This is a genomic window from Halomonas citrativorans (assembly GCF_900163645.1).
In the GTDB taxonomy this organism is placed as follows: domain Bacteria; phylum Pseudomonadota; class Gammaproteobacteria; order Pseudomonadales; family Halomonadaceae; genus Vreelandella; species Vreelandella citrativorans.
The window spans coordinates 145,022-159,659 of the sequence record NZ_FUKM01000017.1 but is presented as its reverse complement, the minus strand read 5'-3'; the positions used below and the strand labels follow the sequence as shown (position 1 = coordinate 159,659).

Annotated in this window: 12 protein-coding genes; 4 read left to right on the top strand and 8 right to left on the bottom strand. The window is 52.9% G+C overall.

All coding sequences use genetic code 11. From position 1 onward, the window contains the following. Window positions 1-97: 97 nt before the first annotated feature. A complete protein-coding gene (locus CZ787_RS05175) occupies window positions 98-1,720 on the top strand; it encodes a BCCT family transporter (RefSeq protein WP_087106853.1) in 1,623 nt (540 codons plus the stop codon). Between the two features lie 138 nt (window positions 1,721-1,858). Here the strand turns inward: CZ787_RS05175 and CZ787_RS05170 are convergent, their stop codons facing one another. Next, the gene (locus CZ787_RS05170) at window positions 1,859-2,161 is read right to left on the bottom strand and encodes an ArsR/SmtB family transcription factor (protein ID WP_087106894.1); all 303 of its coding nucleotides are present in this window, start codon (window positions 2,159-2,161) and stop codon (window positions 1,859-1,861) included. A gap of 85 nt (window positions 2,162-2,246) precedes the next feature. Between CZ787_RS05170 and CZ787_RS05165 the strand changes: the two genes are divergently transcribed. Beyond that, a complete protein-coding gene (locus CZ787_RS05165) occupies window positions 2,247-3,338 on the top strand; it encodes an NADH:flavin oxidoreductase/NADH oxidase (RefSeq protein WP_087106851.1) in 1,092 nt (363 codons plus the stop codon). A 128-nt stretch (window positions 3,339-3,466) separates the two neighbouring features. Continuing rightward, on the top strand, window positions 3,467-4,486 hold the full coding sequence (locus CZ787_RS05160) for a zinc-binding alcohol dehydrogenase family protein (protein WP_087106849.1): 1,020 nt from the start codon (window positions 3,467-3,469) through the stop codon (window positions 4,484-4,486). A gap of 546 nt (window positions 4,487-5,032) precedes the next feature. Here the strand turns inward: CZ787_RS05160 and CZ787_RS05155 are convergent. Together CZ787_RS05155 and CZ787_RS19055 are read right to left on the bottom strand one after the other, a co-directional pair. Next, a complete protein-coding gene (locus tag CZ787_RS05155; protein WP_087106847.1) occupies window positions 5,033-5,188 on the bottom strand; it encodes a metallothionein in 156 nt (51 codons plus the stop codon). A 69-nt stretch (window positions 5,189-5,257) separates the two neighbouring features. After that, the gene (locus tag CZ787_RS19055) at window positions 5,258-5,545 is read right to left on the bottom strand and encodes a LysR substrate-binding domain-containing protein (RefSeq protein ID WP_254908572.1); all 288 of its coding nucleotides are present in this window, start codon (window positions 5,543-5,545) and stop codon (window positions 5,258-5,260) included. Window positions 5,546-5,759: 214 nt separating this feature from the next. Here CZ787_RS19055 and CZ787_RS05145 point away from each other — a divergent pair, with 214 nt between their 5' ends. Next, window positions 5,760-5,984, top strand: a complete 225-nt coding sequence (locus CZ787_RS05145; RefSeq protein WP_254908574.1) for a pirin-like C-terminal cupin domain-containing protein — start codon at window positions 5,760-5,762, stop codon at window positions 5,982-5,984. Between the two features lie 116 nt (window positions 5,985-6,100). Here CZ787_RS05145 and CZ787_RS05140 read toward each other — a convergent pair whose 3' ends face one another. The 5 genes from CZ787_RS05140 to CZ787_RS05120 all read right to left on the bottom strand — a co-directional run bounded on the left by CZ787_RS05140 (window position 6,101) and on the right by CZ787_RS05120 (window position 14,534). Next, window positions 6,101-7,432, bottom strand: coding sequence for a CitMHS family transporter (locus CZ787_RS05140; protein WP_087106845.1), 1,332 nt, complete (start codon window positions 7,430-7,432; stop codon window positions 6,101-6,103). 218 nt (window positions 7,433-7,650) lie between these two features. After that, window positions 7,651-8,430, bottom strand: coding sequence for a CLCA_X family protein (locus CZ787_RS05135; protein ID WP_087106843.1), 780 nt, complete (start codon window positions 8,428-8,430; stop codon window positions 7,651-7,653). 55 nt (window positions 8,431-8,485) lie between these two features. Beyond that, window positions 8,486-10,162: an alpha/beta hydrolase gene (locus CZ787_RS05130; protein ID WP_087106842.1), complete on the bottom strand. Its 1,677-nt coding sequence runs from the start codon at window positions 10,160-10,162 to the stop codon at window positions 8,486-8,488. Window positions 10,163-11,226: 1,064 nt separating this feature from the next. Then, window positions 11,227-12,675 carry an SLC13 family permease gene (locus CZ787_RS05125; protein WP_254908571.1) on the bottom strand — a complete coding sequence of 483 codons (1,449 nt, stop codon included), beginning with the start codon at window positions 12,673-12,675 and terminating at the stop codon, window positions 11,227-11,229. 605 nt (window positions 12,676-13,280) lie between these two features. Then, the gene (locus CZ787_RS05120) at window positions 13,281-14,534 is read right to left on the bottom strand and encodes a M20/M25/M40 family metallo-hydrolase (RefSeq protein WP_087106838.1); all 1,254 of its coding nucleotides are present in this window, start codon (window positions 14,532-14,534) and stop codon (window positions 13,281-13,283) included. Between the last annotated feature and the right edge of the window lie 104 nt (window positions 14,535-14,638).

The window sequence follows — 14,638 nt, the reverse complement described above, 5'->3', positions numbered from 1 at the left end:
GCGATATATCAGATGCCAGAAAGCCTGAGGTTGTCTCAGCACTTTGGCGCAATCGCCCCATAGCTCCTACCTTGTTGTAAAGACAAGAGGAAAGATTATGCTCAATAATCTCGCCAACAAGCTGGGCCTTCGGACGGATCCGACTATTTTTTTCACCTCTGCAGGCATCATGGTCCTGTTCCTGGTGGCGCTGTTGATTGCACCGGACGCGATAGGGAGTGCCTTTGGTGCGGGGCGGGAGTGGGTGGTTACTAACCTTGGCTGGTTTTTTATTTTAGGGGTGACCAGTTGGGTGGCGTTTTTGCTGTGGGTGGCAATTAGCCGTTACGGGGCAATTCGCTTGGGCGGTAACGACGCAAAGCCTGCGTATAGCAACGTTTCCTGGTTCACCATGCTGTTTGCGGGCGGTATCGGTACGGTGTTGATGTTCTGGGGGGTTGCCGAGCCTATTTCCCACTTCTCTACGCCGCCAAGGCCGGGTGTCGAACCCTTTACGGTAGAAGCCGCCGACGATGCCATGAGCTTTTCGATTTATCACCTGGGGCTGCATACCTGGGCGATTTTCGCTATGCCGGGGTTGGCGTTTGCGTACTTTATCTATCGTTACAACCTGCCGATGCGTTTTAGCTCCGTGTTCTACCCGCTGCTGGGCGAGCGCATTTACGGCCCTGTCGGCAAAACCCTTGATATCTTTGCCATTCTCGGCACGTTGTTTGGCGTGGCGGTTTCCATTGGCTTGGGCACTCAACAGATCAATGCAGGGTTAACCGAACTGTTCGGTGTGCCAGATGCGGTGTTTAGCAAGGTGGTTATTATCGCTGTGCTGACCACCGTTGCTGTGGGGTCGATTGTGGCGGGGCTGGATTCCGGTGTGAAGCGGCTTTCCAATATCAATATTGGCATGGCGGTTGGCTTGCTGGTGTTTGTGCTGCTTACCGGCTCGACCGTATTTTTGTTACGTGCCGTTGTTGAAACCTTTGGCTTGTACATCACTAATCTATTGCCGATGGCGTTCTGGAATGACACCTTGGCCCGCTATACCAGTACTGATGGCAGCGGCTGGGGGTGGCAGGGCAGTTGGACGGTATTCTATTGGGCCTGGACGGTGACATGGTCGCCTTTCATCGGCATCTTTGTGGCACGTATCTCCCGCGGGCGCACCATCCGTGAATTTGTGCTGGGTGTGCTGTTCGCGCCTTCCATCTTTACGCTGGTGTGGTTTGCGATCTTTGGTTGGTCGGCCATGGAGATTGATGGCATTGGCGCAGCGGCTCGCGAGGCAATGGGGGACCAGGCGGGTGCCTTGTCCGCCGCCGTGGCTGAAAGCATTCCGCTCGCCATGTTCGCGTTTTTTGATAACTTCCCAGCGGCTACGTTAATCCAGGGCTTGGCGGTGGTTATCGTGGCAATTTTCTTCGCTACTTCGTCAGATTCTGCGTCGTTGGTGGTCGATATGCTGTGTACCGGCAGCGCCGACCCTGGCCCTTGGCATCAGCGCGTATTCTGGGGTGTTTCGGAAGGCATGCTGGCCGCAATGCTGATTGTGCTGGCGGGTGATGCGGGGCTTACCGCACTACAAGAGGTTATTACCGTGGTCGGTTTGCCCATGTTTATCCTGGTATTTGTCATGATGTTATCGCTGCTGCGCGGCCTTTCTCATGAGGACCTTACCAAAGTGAAAGTAGGCAGCCCGCCTAGGCCCGAGAAGCTGAACGAATAACCTTACGAAATGGCCACACAGAAAAATGCCCGCTGAGAACAAAATCAGCGGGCTTTCTTGTAGGGCGTGGGAGCTCGAGTCCCCCCATCTGCCGCGTACCATTCATCGAGTAGAAGTGGCGGTCATGGCGTATAGCCACTATTCAGGCTGGGAAAGGATCGCTTCCAGTAGGCCGGGGAATCGGCTATCCACATCCTCTTTACGCAACGAATTCATGTGGGTCGTACCGGCGGTCTGGGTGTTTACTAACCCGACATCGCGCAATATCCGGAAATGATGCGACATGCTGGACTTCGGGCGGCCACCGTCCAGCTCGCCACAGCTTGCCTCACCTAATGTGGCAAGGCGCCGGATAATCTCCAGACGTACAGGATCGCTCAAGGCGTAAAGCAGACGCTCAAGAACGAACTCGCTAACGGGGGGATGTTTGAAAGGGCGCATGGATAAATCATACACGAATTTGCGCTTTGCCCATAGTTCGAATATTATCGAACTTAAGTAATAACCCTTCTTTGGAGAAACCTTAATGTCCGCGTTGTTCCAACCCTTCACGCTTAAAGACGTTACTCTTCGCAACCGGATCGCGATTCCTCCCATGTGCATGTATTCAGCGGAGGATGGCTTGATTAACGCGTGGCACCGTGTGCACTACGCCTCCCTTGCACGCGGTGGGGCGGGGCTGGTGGTGGTCGAGGCAACCGCTGTGTCGCCCGAAGGCCGTATCACCCCCGGCTGCGCCGGTATCTGGAATGACGATCTTGCCCAGGCGTTCGTGCCGGTGGTGGAGTCGATCAAGGCGGCCGGTTCAGTGCCGGGCATCCAGATTGCCCACGCCGGGCGTAAGGCCAGCGCAAACCGTCCGTGGGAAGGCGATGACCATATTAATGAGGATGATTCGCGTGGTTGGCAGACCATCGCCCCGTCGGCGGTTGCCTTTGGCGCCCACCTCGACAAACAGCCGAAAGCCATGACCTTGGAAGATATTGCTCAGGTGCGTGAGGATTTCGTGGCGGCTGCTCGCCGTGCGCGTGACGCTGGCTTCGAGTGGTTGGAGCTGCATTTCGCCCATGGCTATCTGGCCCAGTCATTCCTTTCCGAGCACTCCAACCATCGTGATGACGCCTACGGAGGCAGCTTCGATAACCGTAGCCGCTTCCTGCTGGAAACACTGGCGGCGGTTCGCGAAGTATGGCCGGAGCACCTGCCACTGACCGCGCGTCTTGGTGTCATCGAATACGATGGCCGCGACGAACAGACCCTGACCGAGGCTATCGAACTGACACGCCGCTTCAAGGACGGCGGGCTGGATCTGCTCAGCGTCAGTATCGGCTTCACCATCCCAGGCGCCAACGTTCCTTGGGGGCCGGGCTTTATGGGCGAGGTTGCCCAGCGAGTAGGGCGTGAAGCGGGAATCCCCGTGGCTTCGGCATGGGGCTTTGGTACGCCGAGTGTTGCTGAAGAAGCCGTTAAGAGTGGCCAGCTGGATCTGGCAATGATTGGCCGGGCGCACCTGGGCAATCCTAACTGGTCCTACTTCGCCGCCCAAGAGCTGGGTGTAGAACGTGCATCCTGGACCTTGCCTGCGCCCTATGCTCATTGGCTAGAACGCTACAAGTGATCTCGTCGGGTCGGGGCTCGCATGGCCTTCGATCCGGTAGCGGGACGAAGCGGCGCTGCCAGTTATCGAGCATGCTGCTGAAAAATTTTCTGTCACGAAAATGTACCGTGTCTCCTGAGGAGCTTTGAATGAAAGCCATTGCACACTTTAAATGTTTGCCTGTTGAGCATCCTGATGCCCTCGTGGACATCGACCTACCCGATCCAGTGCCGGGGCCACGCGATTTGCTCGTAGAGGTGAAGGCCGTATCGGTCAACCCTGTCGATACCAAGGTGCGGCAGGGCTACGTACCGCACGAGGATGAAAGCCAGCCGCGTATTCTCGGGTGGGACGCTGCGGGTGTAGTCAAGTCGGTTGGTTCCGGCGTGACACTGTTCAAGCCCGGTGACAGGGTCTGGTACGCCGGGTCGCTGATTCGCCCGGGCAGCAACAGCGAACTGCAGCTGGTAGACGAGCGTATCGTCGGTTCAATGCCCGAGTCGCTGGAATTCGGCCAGGCTGCGGCCCTGCCGCTGACTTCCCTGACCGCTTGGGAGCTGCTTTTCGACCGCTTGGGGGTTGCGCGCGATACCACGGACCGTGGCGAAACGCTGCTGATCACTGGCGCTGCTGGCGGGGTGGGGTCGATCTTGACTCAACTGGCGCGGCAATTCACTGGGCTGACCATCATTGGTACGGCTTCGCGCCCTGAAACCCAGGCCTGGATCGCCGAGCTTGGCGCGCATCATGTCATCGACCACACCAAGCCACTCAGTGAAGAGCTCAAGCGCATCGGCATCCCTGAGGTCAGCTATGTCGCAAGCCTGACTCAAACCGATCGTCACTACGAGCAAATCATTGAGTCACTGAAGCCCCAGGGCAGGCTGGGCCTGATTGATGATCCGGCGACGCTGGATGTCGTACCGCTGAAGCGAAAAAGCCTATCGTTACACTGGGAGCTGATGTACACCCGCTCGCTGTACGAGACAGAGGACATGCAGGAGCAGCACAACATTCTCAATGAAGTTGCGCGGCAGATTGATGCAGGTGTCTTACGCACGACCGTTGGCGATAACTACGGGCGCATCAGCGCCGGAAACCTTCGCCGTGCCCATGCGCTTCTGGAAAGCGGCAAGGCGAAAGGCAAGGTTGTGTTGGAAGGCTTCTGATTGGAAAGATGTGTTATCGGATTGCGTATGGGCCGGTAATCCGCAGCGCCAGTCACACCCAGTTATTCATTCTGGAGTGTGACAAATAAAGGCCACTGTTTTCCTGGCCCCGGCGATTTATCACCGTTATCGGAACACCGGGTTCTTCTTTATGGCCAGAAACGCACAAAAGCCCGCTGATTTTTCAGCGGGCTTTTCTTGTAGGGCGTGGAAATAGGGCGTGGAAATTTGCGTCTCCCCATCTGCCCCATAAAATTAATCCAGCTATTAATAGGTTAGAACGGAAGGTTGCCGCTGAAACCAATCCCCAGTACGGCGATAATCACAATAACAACGACAATAACGGTAGTAGAAGGCATTTTACATTCCTTGTAAGTGGCTTGGATGAACTCTTAGCTTAGTGCACCGGGCTCGTTTTAGTACGATGGCAAGGCGTTACCGTTCAAGCACCACGCAATGCCGGAGTGGAATACACTAAAACAGAAAGTGCCCGGCAGAGGCTGCCGGACACGATATCTTAACGACTACCATTGCGTTTCCAAGCGGCTACTTACCGCAACTGCAGTTGTGACCACAGCCCGTGGAGCCGTCTGTATGGGCAATAGCGCAGGCCTCGGAGCAGAATTTCTGACCATCTTTCTCAATGGATTGGGCGTCCACGGAACAATCGCATTTCGGGCAAGCACACTGTTGTTCAGCCATATTGCACCTCCTGTGTTGGTAACGTCAGCATAGACCCGGCTCCCAGTGTTATGTAATTGCGTTATTGATTTATAGTTCAAGCTCGGCGTAGCCTTCCGCCATAAAGTCCAGCAACACGCGCACTGAGGGAAGTAACTCGCGGCGAGCGAGGTAAACCGCGTGGATCACCTCTTGGCGCAGTTCCCATTCTGGTAAAACAAGCGTCAGCTGACCGGATTCAATGGCGCCCGGAAGCACCAGCTTGGGCATTTGCGCGATACCAACGCCTGCTAGCGTGGCATGGTAAAGGGCGGTCATGTCGGTGGTAATAAAGCGTGGCGTATGCCCAATAACCTCGATTTGCTCATCGCGCTGCAATCGCCAGGTGTGCTGCTCAATAGGCCTTGCGCGGCTGGTGCAGCAATAATACTCCTAGCTGTTTTTCGAGCTCCCCCAACGCGTCGGCTAAGGTTTGATTTGGCAATACCGATGGCACGACCTGCGGATGCAAAGCCTTCATGGCCCACCACTTTTACAAAGTAATAAAGGTCATTATTAGGGGTTGTCATGATCGTTCTCAAATTGAAACCCGATTACCGTTACGGCAGGCGAGCGCGGCGCGCGCTTAATGCTGTTGGGCGGCGAGACGCTTAACGGCCCGCGCTACGTCTTCTGGAACTTTGTCGCCTCTTCCAAAGAGAAGCTTGAAGCCGCCAAGGAAGCGTGGATTGAAGGCGATTTTGAACGTGGCCGCTTCCAACTGCCACCTGACGACAATAGCGAATTTGTTCCTTTCCCAGGCCAGCCGGGTAATTAAAGGCCTGACTACTTTCTACCTCGTGTGAAAATAAGCATAAAAAAAGCTCGCATGAGGGAATAACTCAGCGGGCTTTTTTCACAGCGTTTTACAAGCGGTTATCGCGCAGCTTTGGGCTACAGAGTGATGGCACCGATAAGGTAGCCAAAAAGCAGTAATACCAGGCTGAAGGCCCACATAATGCCGAAGGAGTAACGGATATGTTTACCCATTTCCAGCCCGGCAAGCTGTAACGCTAACCAAACGGCCGGGGCAAGCGGGCTAACAAAGGTGCCGATAATATTACCGATCACCATCGCGTACGCGGTTGAAACCGCCGGAACCCCTGCATTGCCGACCACTTCAATCACGATAGGCAAAAAGGCGAAGAAGTACGCATCGGTGCTAAGAATAAGATCAAACGGTACGCCAAAAATGCCGATCAATATATGCATATAGGGCACCACGGCTGCCGGTAGAATCGCCACGATATCCGCCGATAACTCGCTCAGCATATTGGAGCCATTAAGAATACCGAGGAAGGTGCCCGCAGCAATAATAATGGTGGCCATAACAAGGGCATTGGGCGCATGGCGTTTGATGCTCTGCATCTGCCCATCCATCTGGGGAATGTTAACAGGTAGTGCCAAGGCAACACCGATCATAAAGATCAGCGCGGGCGGCAAAGTATCCATGGTAAGCGCAACGACAACCGCGAATAACAACAGCGCATTAAAGGCCATTTTCCAGCCGGGCACCTTGTCGGCGGCTGGCTGTGTTCTGAAGGTTTCCTGAATATTGGCGGTAGCTGCGTCATTCAAGGCAGCGTCAGAGTCGAGTGAAGGCAGGCGCTTGATACGACGATTTTCACGCAGGCCTAATACCACTGCCAGAGCGAGTAGAAGGACCAGTGCAAATATCTGCAGGGGAATAAGTGGGCGCCATAGCTCGCTTGGGCTCATGCCGAGTACTGAACCAATTCGGGCGAGCGGGCCAGCCCATGGAAGCATATTCATAATGCTGGCGCCCAAACCGACCAGCAGTAACAGCAGGTAAGGGCTCATACGCAGACGCTGGTAGGTTGGTAGAAGTGCAGGAATGGTCAGTAGAAAAGTGGTGGCTCCGGAGCCATCCAGGTGGGCAATACTGGCAACCAGCGCGGTGGCTACGGTAATGCTAACCACATTGCCTTTGGATACCGACAGCACCTTGCGAATAACCGGTTCAAAAAGCCCCGCATCCTGAAGGATACCGAAGAACAGAATGGCAAACACAAACATGACAGCGACAGGGATAACGCGTGCGAAGCCTTGCTCATAAAACATCGCGATATCATCAATACCAAAACCGGTAACAATGGCGGCAACAATAGGTACAAGGACGAAGGCCACCAGGGGCGATACGCGTCCGCTTAACAGCATGGCTACAATAGCAGCGATAGCGGTCAGGCCCGCTAGGCTTAGCGACATTTTCAGCTCCTTGAGCGTGAATTTCAATCCAGGATACTTCACTACTTCCTAAATTAAACTAATGGTTAATAAACTAAAGTCGCGCGGATTATGGTGACTCTGTTTTGGCTGCACAACCTAGACTTTATGCTTAGTCGTCTTGTAAGCGCCGATATTTAAGCGAGCGATTTTGCACAAACAGAGAGACGATGAACGGACTGGTACCTGGTAATCAGGGTTTATAGGGAGCGGCTTAAGGCAAGGCCTAACTGGCTGAAATAGCGTTGGAAAGCAGTATTGATGTGCTGACGGGCGCTGCCCTGGGGGTAAAGACCAAGTTCAGCTTCTGGGGTGGCTTTGGTGCCCTTAACCAAAAAGTGATTCTTGATCGGCGCGTCCTGCACAAAGGCTTCAAACGCTCGGGCGCATAGCTCTTCCGGTTTGCTGTAATACACTTGTCCCAGCTTGCGGTCCATGGCTACCGAGTGCTGAAAAAGTTCGCTGGGCTGCTTGCCGCCGGGTTGTAGCAGAATGGCCGTAAAGCAATCCATGAGGCGCTGGTTAAGCGGGTGCACAATAGGCGGCGCATCAGCCAACCAAGCGGCTGATGCAAATATGTCGCGAGATAGCCCCGTGAAACACTTTTGCGCAATATAGTGATCAAAGGCATGAAACCACTCGTGGGCAATACTGCCAGGCCCCGCATTCTTGGCCAGCGCAAAGCTGCGCTGGGCAGGGTCGTAATGGGCGGCAACGCCGGGTCGCCCGCCGCTGCCATACTGCAATGCCAGTGAACCCCGTAATGACACCAGCGTTTCGGGGCCTTGTAGAATCAACATCAAATCGCACAGCGCATCATGAAACAGCTCCGCTGCACGGTCGCGCTCAGTAGGGGTTACCCAGCGGCCAATTTCGATAGAGCGAAAATCGAACTGGCGCCGAATAAGCGCAAAGCTACTGGGCTCCTGCTGGCGATGAGACGGCCCGTTGCGATAAAACGTTCGAGCGTCGATACTCACGGCGCGCTTACCTGTTGGCTATCGGTAAAAGTATTCAGGCTAGACAGCCTGAGGATTAGTGCTGAATCCTTGCCTCCCTGGCTTGAATAAAGAAGTCACGTAAACGTTTCAGGGACTCTTCATCCCAGCCGGGCGGTTCGGAAAGTGCGGCCCAGGCATCAATATAGTCTTCCGCCGCAATTTCATGGCCAAAGCCTGGCGGGGCGCTTTCGGTAGTAAGGTCTACCAATAATTGCAGCATTGTTACCACAGGATACCAGCGCAGATCGGGTGAAACATCGGGACCACGCGGTGTGTGCATCCAGTCTGGTTCACGCCAGAAGGAAGCGGGTTCAAAAAACGTAATGGGGTCGCTGGCATATTGCAGGTAGGCAATACGAAAATTTCCCCATTCTCCCGGTACTTCTTGAAGCCCCTGCGTTTGGTTCATAAAGCGCACTACCGAGCCATCGCGAAACCTGGGTAGCCAAGCTGGCGAACCAGGGTCACGGTTAGCCGTAATGCGTTTCCATGTGTCGCTTCGGAAAGGCGGGCCGGCCCATAGCGCTCCATTAAAGGGATCATCAATAATATCGTAGAGATCAAACGAAAGATCCGAGTTAAGTGCGCCCAGGCTGAGCCCAAACAGGTACAGCCGAGGGCGCTCGTCACTGGGAAGGCTGGACCAATAATCATAGACCACTGCAAATAACGCCCGGGCATTTTCGACGCCATAATCGGCTTCAGAAATTAGCGATAGATGGCTGGGCAGATAGGAGTATTGGGCCGCTATCGTGGCAATGTCGCCGCGGTGTAGGTATTCCACTGTATCCTGCGACCCCGGGTCTATCCACCCACGCCCTGTTGGTGTTGCTAATACCAAGACAGAACGCTCGAAACCGCCTACTCGGATCAGTTCTTCCAGCGCGAGTTCGGCTCGCTCGGTAGGCGTTTCAGCAGCATTAAGACCCACATAAACGCGGACAGGGTCAGGAGCTTCTTCGCCCAGAAAGTCACCGATTTGCGCGCCGCTCGGGCCTTCGGTCACAAAGCGCCGGCCACGGCTGCCTAACGCTTCCCAGCTAATTAACGACTCTGCGCTGCCGGGCTTTAGTGGGTCTTCAGGCGGAGAAAGGTCGCTTTGCATAAGCTCATCTACCTGCTGATAAGAGCGGTCGGCCACCTTTAGCGCATACGAAAAAAGAACGCCTTCGATAACGAGCCAAAACAGCGCAATAGCCGCGATCGTGCCCAGTACATAGGCCACTCGGCGGGGCAAAATATAAGCCAACTTACGTGAAAGTAGCCGGAAGGTGCGCCTAAAAAGCAGCGCCATAAGCATTAAAAACGCAAACACACCCAAGGCAATTAAGGCAATGGAGAAGGGGTGTGTGCCGCTAACGGGTTCCATCTCCATTAGTTGGCGAATACTATTTTGCCATTCGGCGGCTCGCCATAAAAAAAGAGCGGCGATGCTCAGGGATACAGCGGCGGCTAACCAGTGAAAATACGTTTCCAGCCGCGCATTGGGGGCAGGTAAATGGAGGTAACGCCAAAGCCCATGCCCCATCACTCCCAACGCATAGCCTGCGGTAAAACTTAGCCCCGACACGATACCTTGCGCGATGAGTGGGCGAGGTATAAGGCTTGGCGTTAGCGAAAACGCAAAGAAGAGCGTGCCCAGTACTAGGCCCACGCCTGAAAAACGCGCAAGGCGTGAGACGATCCACTGCTGTTGTCTGCTCAGTTCCATTGATTATCCATTGGTCTCTGTCAGGCGTATTAGGCTTTGAACGAAAACCGCTAAGGCGTTGGCGCTAAGCGAGTGGCTTTCTGCTGGCTTTATTCTATTTCAGGTGCAATGAACTTGCGAATAGATGAACTTTCGAACAGATAGACATGCGAATAGGAGTGAAGCGTCATGGGAGAGGGAGGAATAAATGCTGGCTATGGAACCAGACGAAAAGAAGCCCTCGATGTGAGGGCTTCTTTTCGTCTCCTTGACCATCCATGCCATCTTGCAGCTCATCCTGAGCGATCGCTTCCTTGCTAGCGGTTTCCTTGCCGAGAACACTACAGACACTAGCTAAAAGTTAATCGGTGTACAATTAATTATTGTAAAGATGTTGTACGAAAACGTTTCAGAACGGATTCAATGCGCAATGAGGAAGATTTCTATATAAAAAAAGGCCAATGCTTGCCTGCGGGTCGGCCTTCTACTGTGCTTAATGGCTGAATTCTGGGCTGGCTCGTTGTGGCGTATAGAGATACCAAGCTTGAGGTTGAAAGGTGCGTTGTCCGTATTCCCCATTTATCAGTAATAGTACGAAGAAATTAGTATATATCTCTGAGTTATACTTAAGTCAGTTGTTTTAATCAGTGGCTCCCAAAAACTTTTTTTGTAATTTGGTGCCGTTCTTTATTTATAGTCAGGTTGTTTAATAAAGCTTATTTGATAATTTGCTAAGATCGAAAAGTCTAAAATTTAGCTGTCATTTTATCCAATAATGATTAACCTTGGTTGGCAGATGTTTTTGCTTTGAAATAAAAGATTTGAAGGTTGTATTAAATTTTTGTAAAAAAGCGCTTGTTTTTATCTTTTCATAACCTAGGTTAGATAACTCAGGTGCTTTAAGGTTCATTGTAGCCACATGGCGCAAGGACAGCGTATTAAGGAAGAGCAAATAAGGATATTTGCGGTACACAAGGAAGCATGAACAGGATGTTCGTGGTGTAGGATTATGGAGGAACTAATCGCCCCCGGCCAGCAATGGCCGGGGTTTTTTTTAATACTCTTTTTAAAAGATAGTTCGCTAATTAAGGTGTGGGCAACAGCAGCGGCATAATAAAATAAACAAACAGCGTAATCGCAATAGCGCTTACGAGGTTCATGGCAAAGCCCGCTTTGGCCATTTGTTTAATAGAAATACGCCCTGTGGAAAATACAGCGGCGTTAGGCGGGGTGGATATCGGCAACATAAAGGCACACGTAGTGGCGAGAGCAACCGCCACCATTAATCCGAGCGGATTGCCGGTCGTGATGGCTGCAGCCATGCCCGCGGTAATGGGCAGCGCCATATTTGCCGTTGCGGTATTGGAAATGATTTCCGTCAAGAACAACATTAACAGCACCATAATTAACAGTAGCCAGAAGTAATTGACGCCATCCAGTAACTGCAGTTGCTCGCTGATCCAACCGGTCAAATCGCTGGCGATGAACGCAGCAGCGAGCGTCATACCCCCGCCCCAAAGTATAAACAAGCCCCACGGCAAGCCCTTCATATCGTCCCAAACCAGCAGGGCGCGTTTTTCGTTGTGGGCAGGAATGACAAACAGTGCAATGGCGGCGGTTACCGCAATAATCGTATCGTTAATGGGTAGGTCAAAAAACGGTGCCAGCCAGCCGCGTAACGCCCAAGCCAGTGCCGTTGCCACAAATACGCCCAAGACACGCTTCTCTTCCTGGCTCATGGGGCCAAGAGCCGCAAGTTCCTGGGCCACAAAATCAATCTCAAGCGGTGTATTGGGTATTTTTGTGTATATCCGAGTGAGATAGACGTACAAAATCGCCAGTAAGATCAGCGTGAGTGGCAGCGCGAAAATCATCCACTGCAAGAAGCTGATTTCTACCCCTTCAAAAAACTGCGGGATCATGGCCACTACGATGGCATTGGGCACCGAACCGATAATGGTTGCCAGCCCGCCAATCGAGGCTGAATAAGCAACAGTCAGCAGCAAAATACGTGCAAAGCTATCGCGATGATGACGTTCAAACTGGTCGCGCTCGTCTAATTCATTGGTTAGCGCGACGGCAATAGGGAGCATCATAAGCGCTGTGGCCGCGTTGGATATCCACATGGACAGAAACGCCGAGGCAATCAATACGCCTAATACAATGCTGCGCAGGCTGTTGCCAATGCGGTTGACGATAGACAGGGCGATGCGTCGGTGCAGGTTCCAGCGCTCAATGGCAATGGCCAGAATAAACCCACCCATATACATGTAAATAACCGGGTTGGCGTAGCCCACAACGGCTTCGTCCAACACCATCACACCGCTTAGCGGCAGTACCAGCATGGGCAGAAAAGAAGTGACAGGTATAGGAACTGGCTCTGTCACCCACCAGGCGCCCATCCATACGGTTAATGCCAGCACCGTGCGGGGGGCTGGATCAATCAGCGTATCTGGCATCAGTATCTGTATCAGTACAAAAAGAAGTGGTCCCGCTAACAGTGGTACCCAGTGGCGCCAATTTGACAATGACATTCCCATACTCGTCTCCTGACGCTATTGCATGAATTTATTGATAATTTTCTAACAATAAGAAGCGGGCATGCTACCACTTTCGTTTATACGCCGTTGGTTGTAGATTTTAGACTTTGGTATAAGGCATGAGGTGTCTGCCAGCGCTGCTTTCACTCAGCGTGGTAATAAATAGTGAATTGAGAGGATGTAAGTATTGGGCGTTATTTGGCGTGAAGCATAAAAGTCACATGTCGTATTGTTGGAATTAATGGCGTTTAATTTTTTATTTGGTTCTTATTGGGCATTATTTTTAAGTATAAGCGGCACATAATGCCGGTGCCTATGTTGGCTATTAGCAAACATCTTTTAAAGATTAGGGGGCTTTTAAAATTTTCCTGTCCCAGGTTAATGTATTTGACACATTTAAGGATCAAGATAGGCAGTGCCACACGGAAACGTGGTTAGGAAGAACAAGCAAGGAGTGCTTGTGGTCGCCAAGGATGCACGAACAGGACGTTCGCGAGGAAAGATTACGGAGGAACCGATAAAGCCCCTGGCAGTGATGCCTGGGGCTTTCTTATTGCAACGTGCTAATAAAAACGTACTAATGAAAATGAACAGCGCGGTTATTTGTCCTCGTTGTTCTCAGGTTTTGCATGCCCTTGGTGGCTAAGTGCGCTTGCTTGGTCAAGGCGCGGATGGTTATCCAAAAATTCACGCTCAAGGTTGGGCAGTTTGTCCAGCGCTTGCAAGGTATGCGTGAGCGCATGGATAGCGGCCAGCACATCTTGGGTATTTCCGGTTTCCGAAATGGTGTGCATATTGCGGATTGGAAAACCGATGGAGGTCGCGGCGCTGTCGATAGAGGCCAGCACGCCTGCCATGCCGTCGGTGCCTGTATCGACGCCCACCATATCGCGCTGCATCGGAATATCCTGCTCTTTGGCGGCGCCGGCGATGATGCGGTTTAGCTGCTCACTGGCAATCGAACCTACCGACATCGTAAAGCCTTTGCCCATTTCCAGCGGCTGCATGCGCTTATCGCCAATACCTGGGGCGGCTACGTAGTCGTGGTTAACGTCCACGCCAATCAGCGCATCGGGTTTTAGCTCACCGGCCATCACCCGGCTACCAAAGCGGCCAATCTCTTCGTAGCTTGCAATCGCAAACATAATGCGCACGTTGTCAGTGCCGCCTGCTTCGGCGATTAACCGCGCTACTTCAGCCGTTACAAAGCAGCCCAGGCCGTTGTCCAGGTAGGCGCCGTAGAAGGTATCGGGGCTGAAACCGGGACGAATAGGGCGGTCAAAAATAATCGAGTCGCCTGGGCGAACGCCTAAATTAAGCACTTGCTGCTTTTTGTTCTCGCCGTGAATTTGCAGGTCCAGGTAGATCTGCTCTTTCTTAATGCCTTTGTCACCGGTGCGCGCTGCTGGGTCGGAGAAGTGAATGGCGCCGAGTGCTTCAACGGTGCCACCCTCAATCGAGCGATAGCTGCCCGGTTTTTCGGGGTCTTCGCTGAACAGCTTCACTTCATGGCCGATAAGCACGGAAGGTAAAAATGAGTCGGTGTTGATCCAGATTTTACCGTCTTCACCGATAGAGCGTACCTGCATACGGATCTTGTCCGCATGGCCGATAATCATGACCTTGAACATATCATCGCGGTTAGGGTGCGTATCCAGCACCACGCCAGCGTTGCCCTTGAACTGGTGAAGGTGCCAGCTTTTTGGGGCAAATGTCTCAAAGTAGGGCTTTAAGACGCCGTAGGTCATGGCCCCTTCAAGGCCAACCGGGCTAGGCGCGGCTAGAATGTCGCGCATTAGCTTGAACTGCGCTTCGGGCATCGGTTGTGTCCAGGGTTTGGCGTTATCGCTCATTCAAACTCTCCATGTGGTTATCTGTGTGACTAGTCTGCCAGATTCATCAGGCTCTTCCACCATTAGACGATGTGGGCCACGCCGTGTACACGTAATATGCAGGC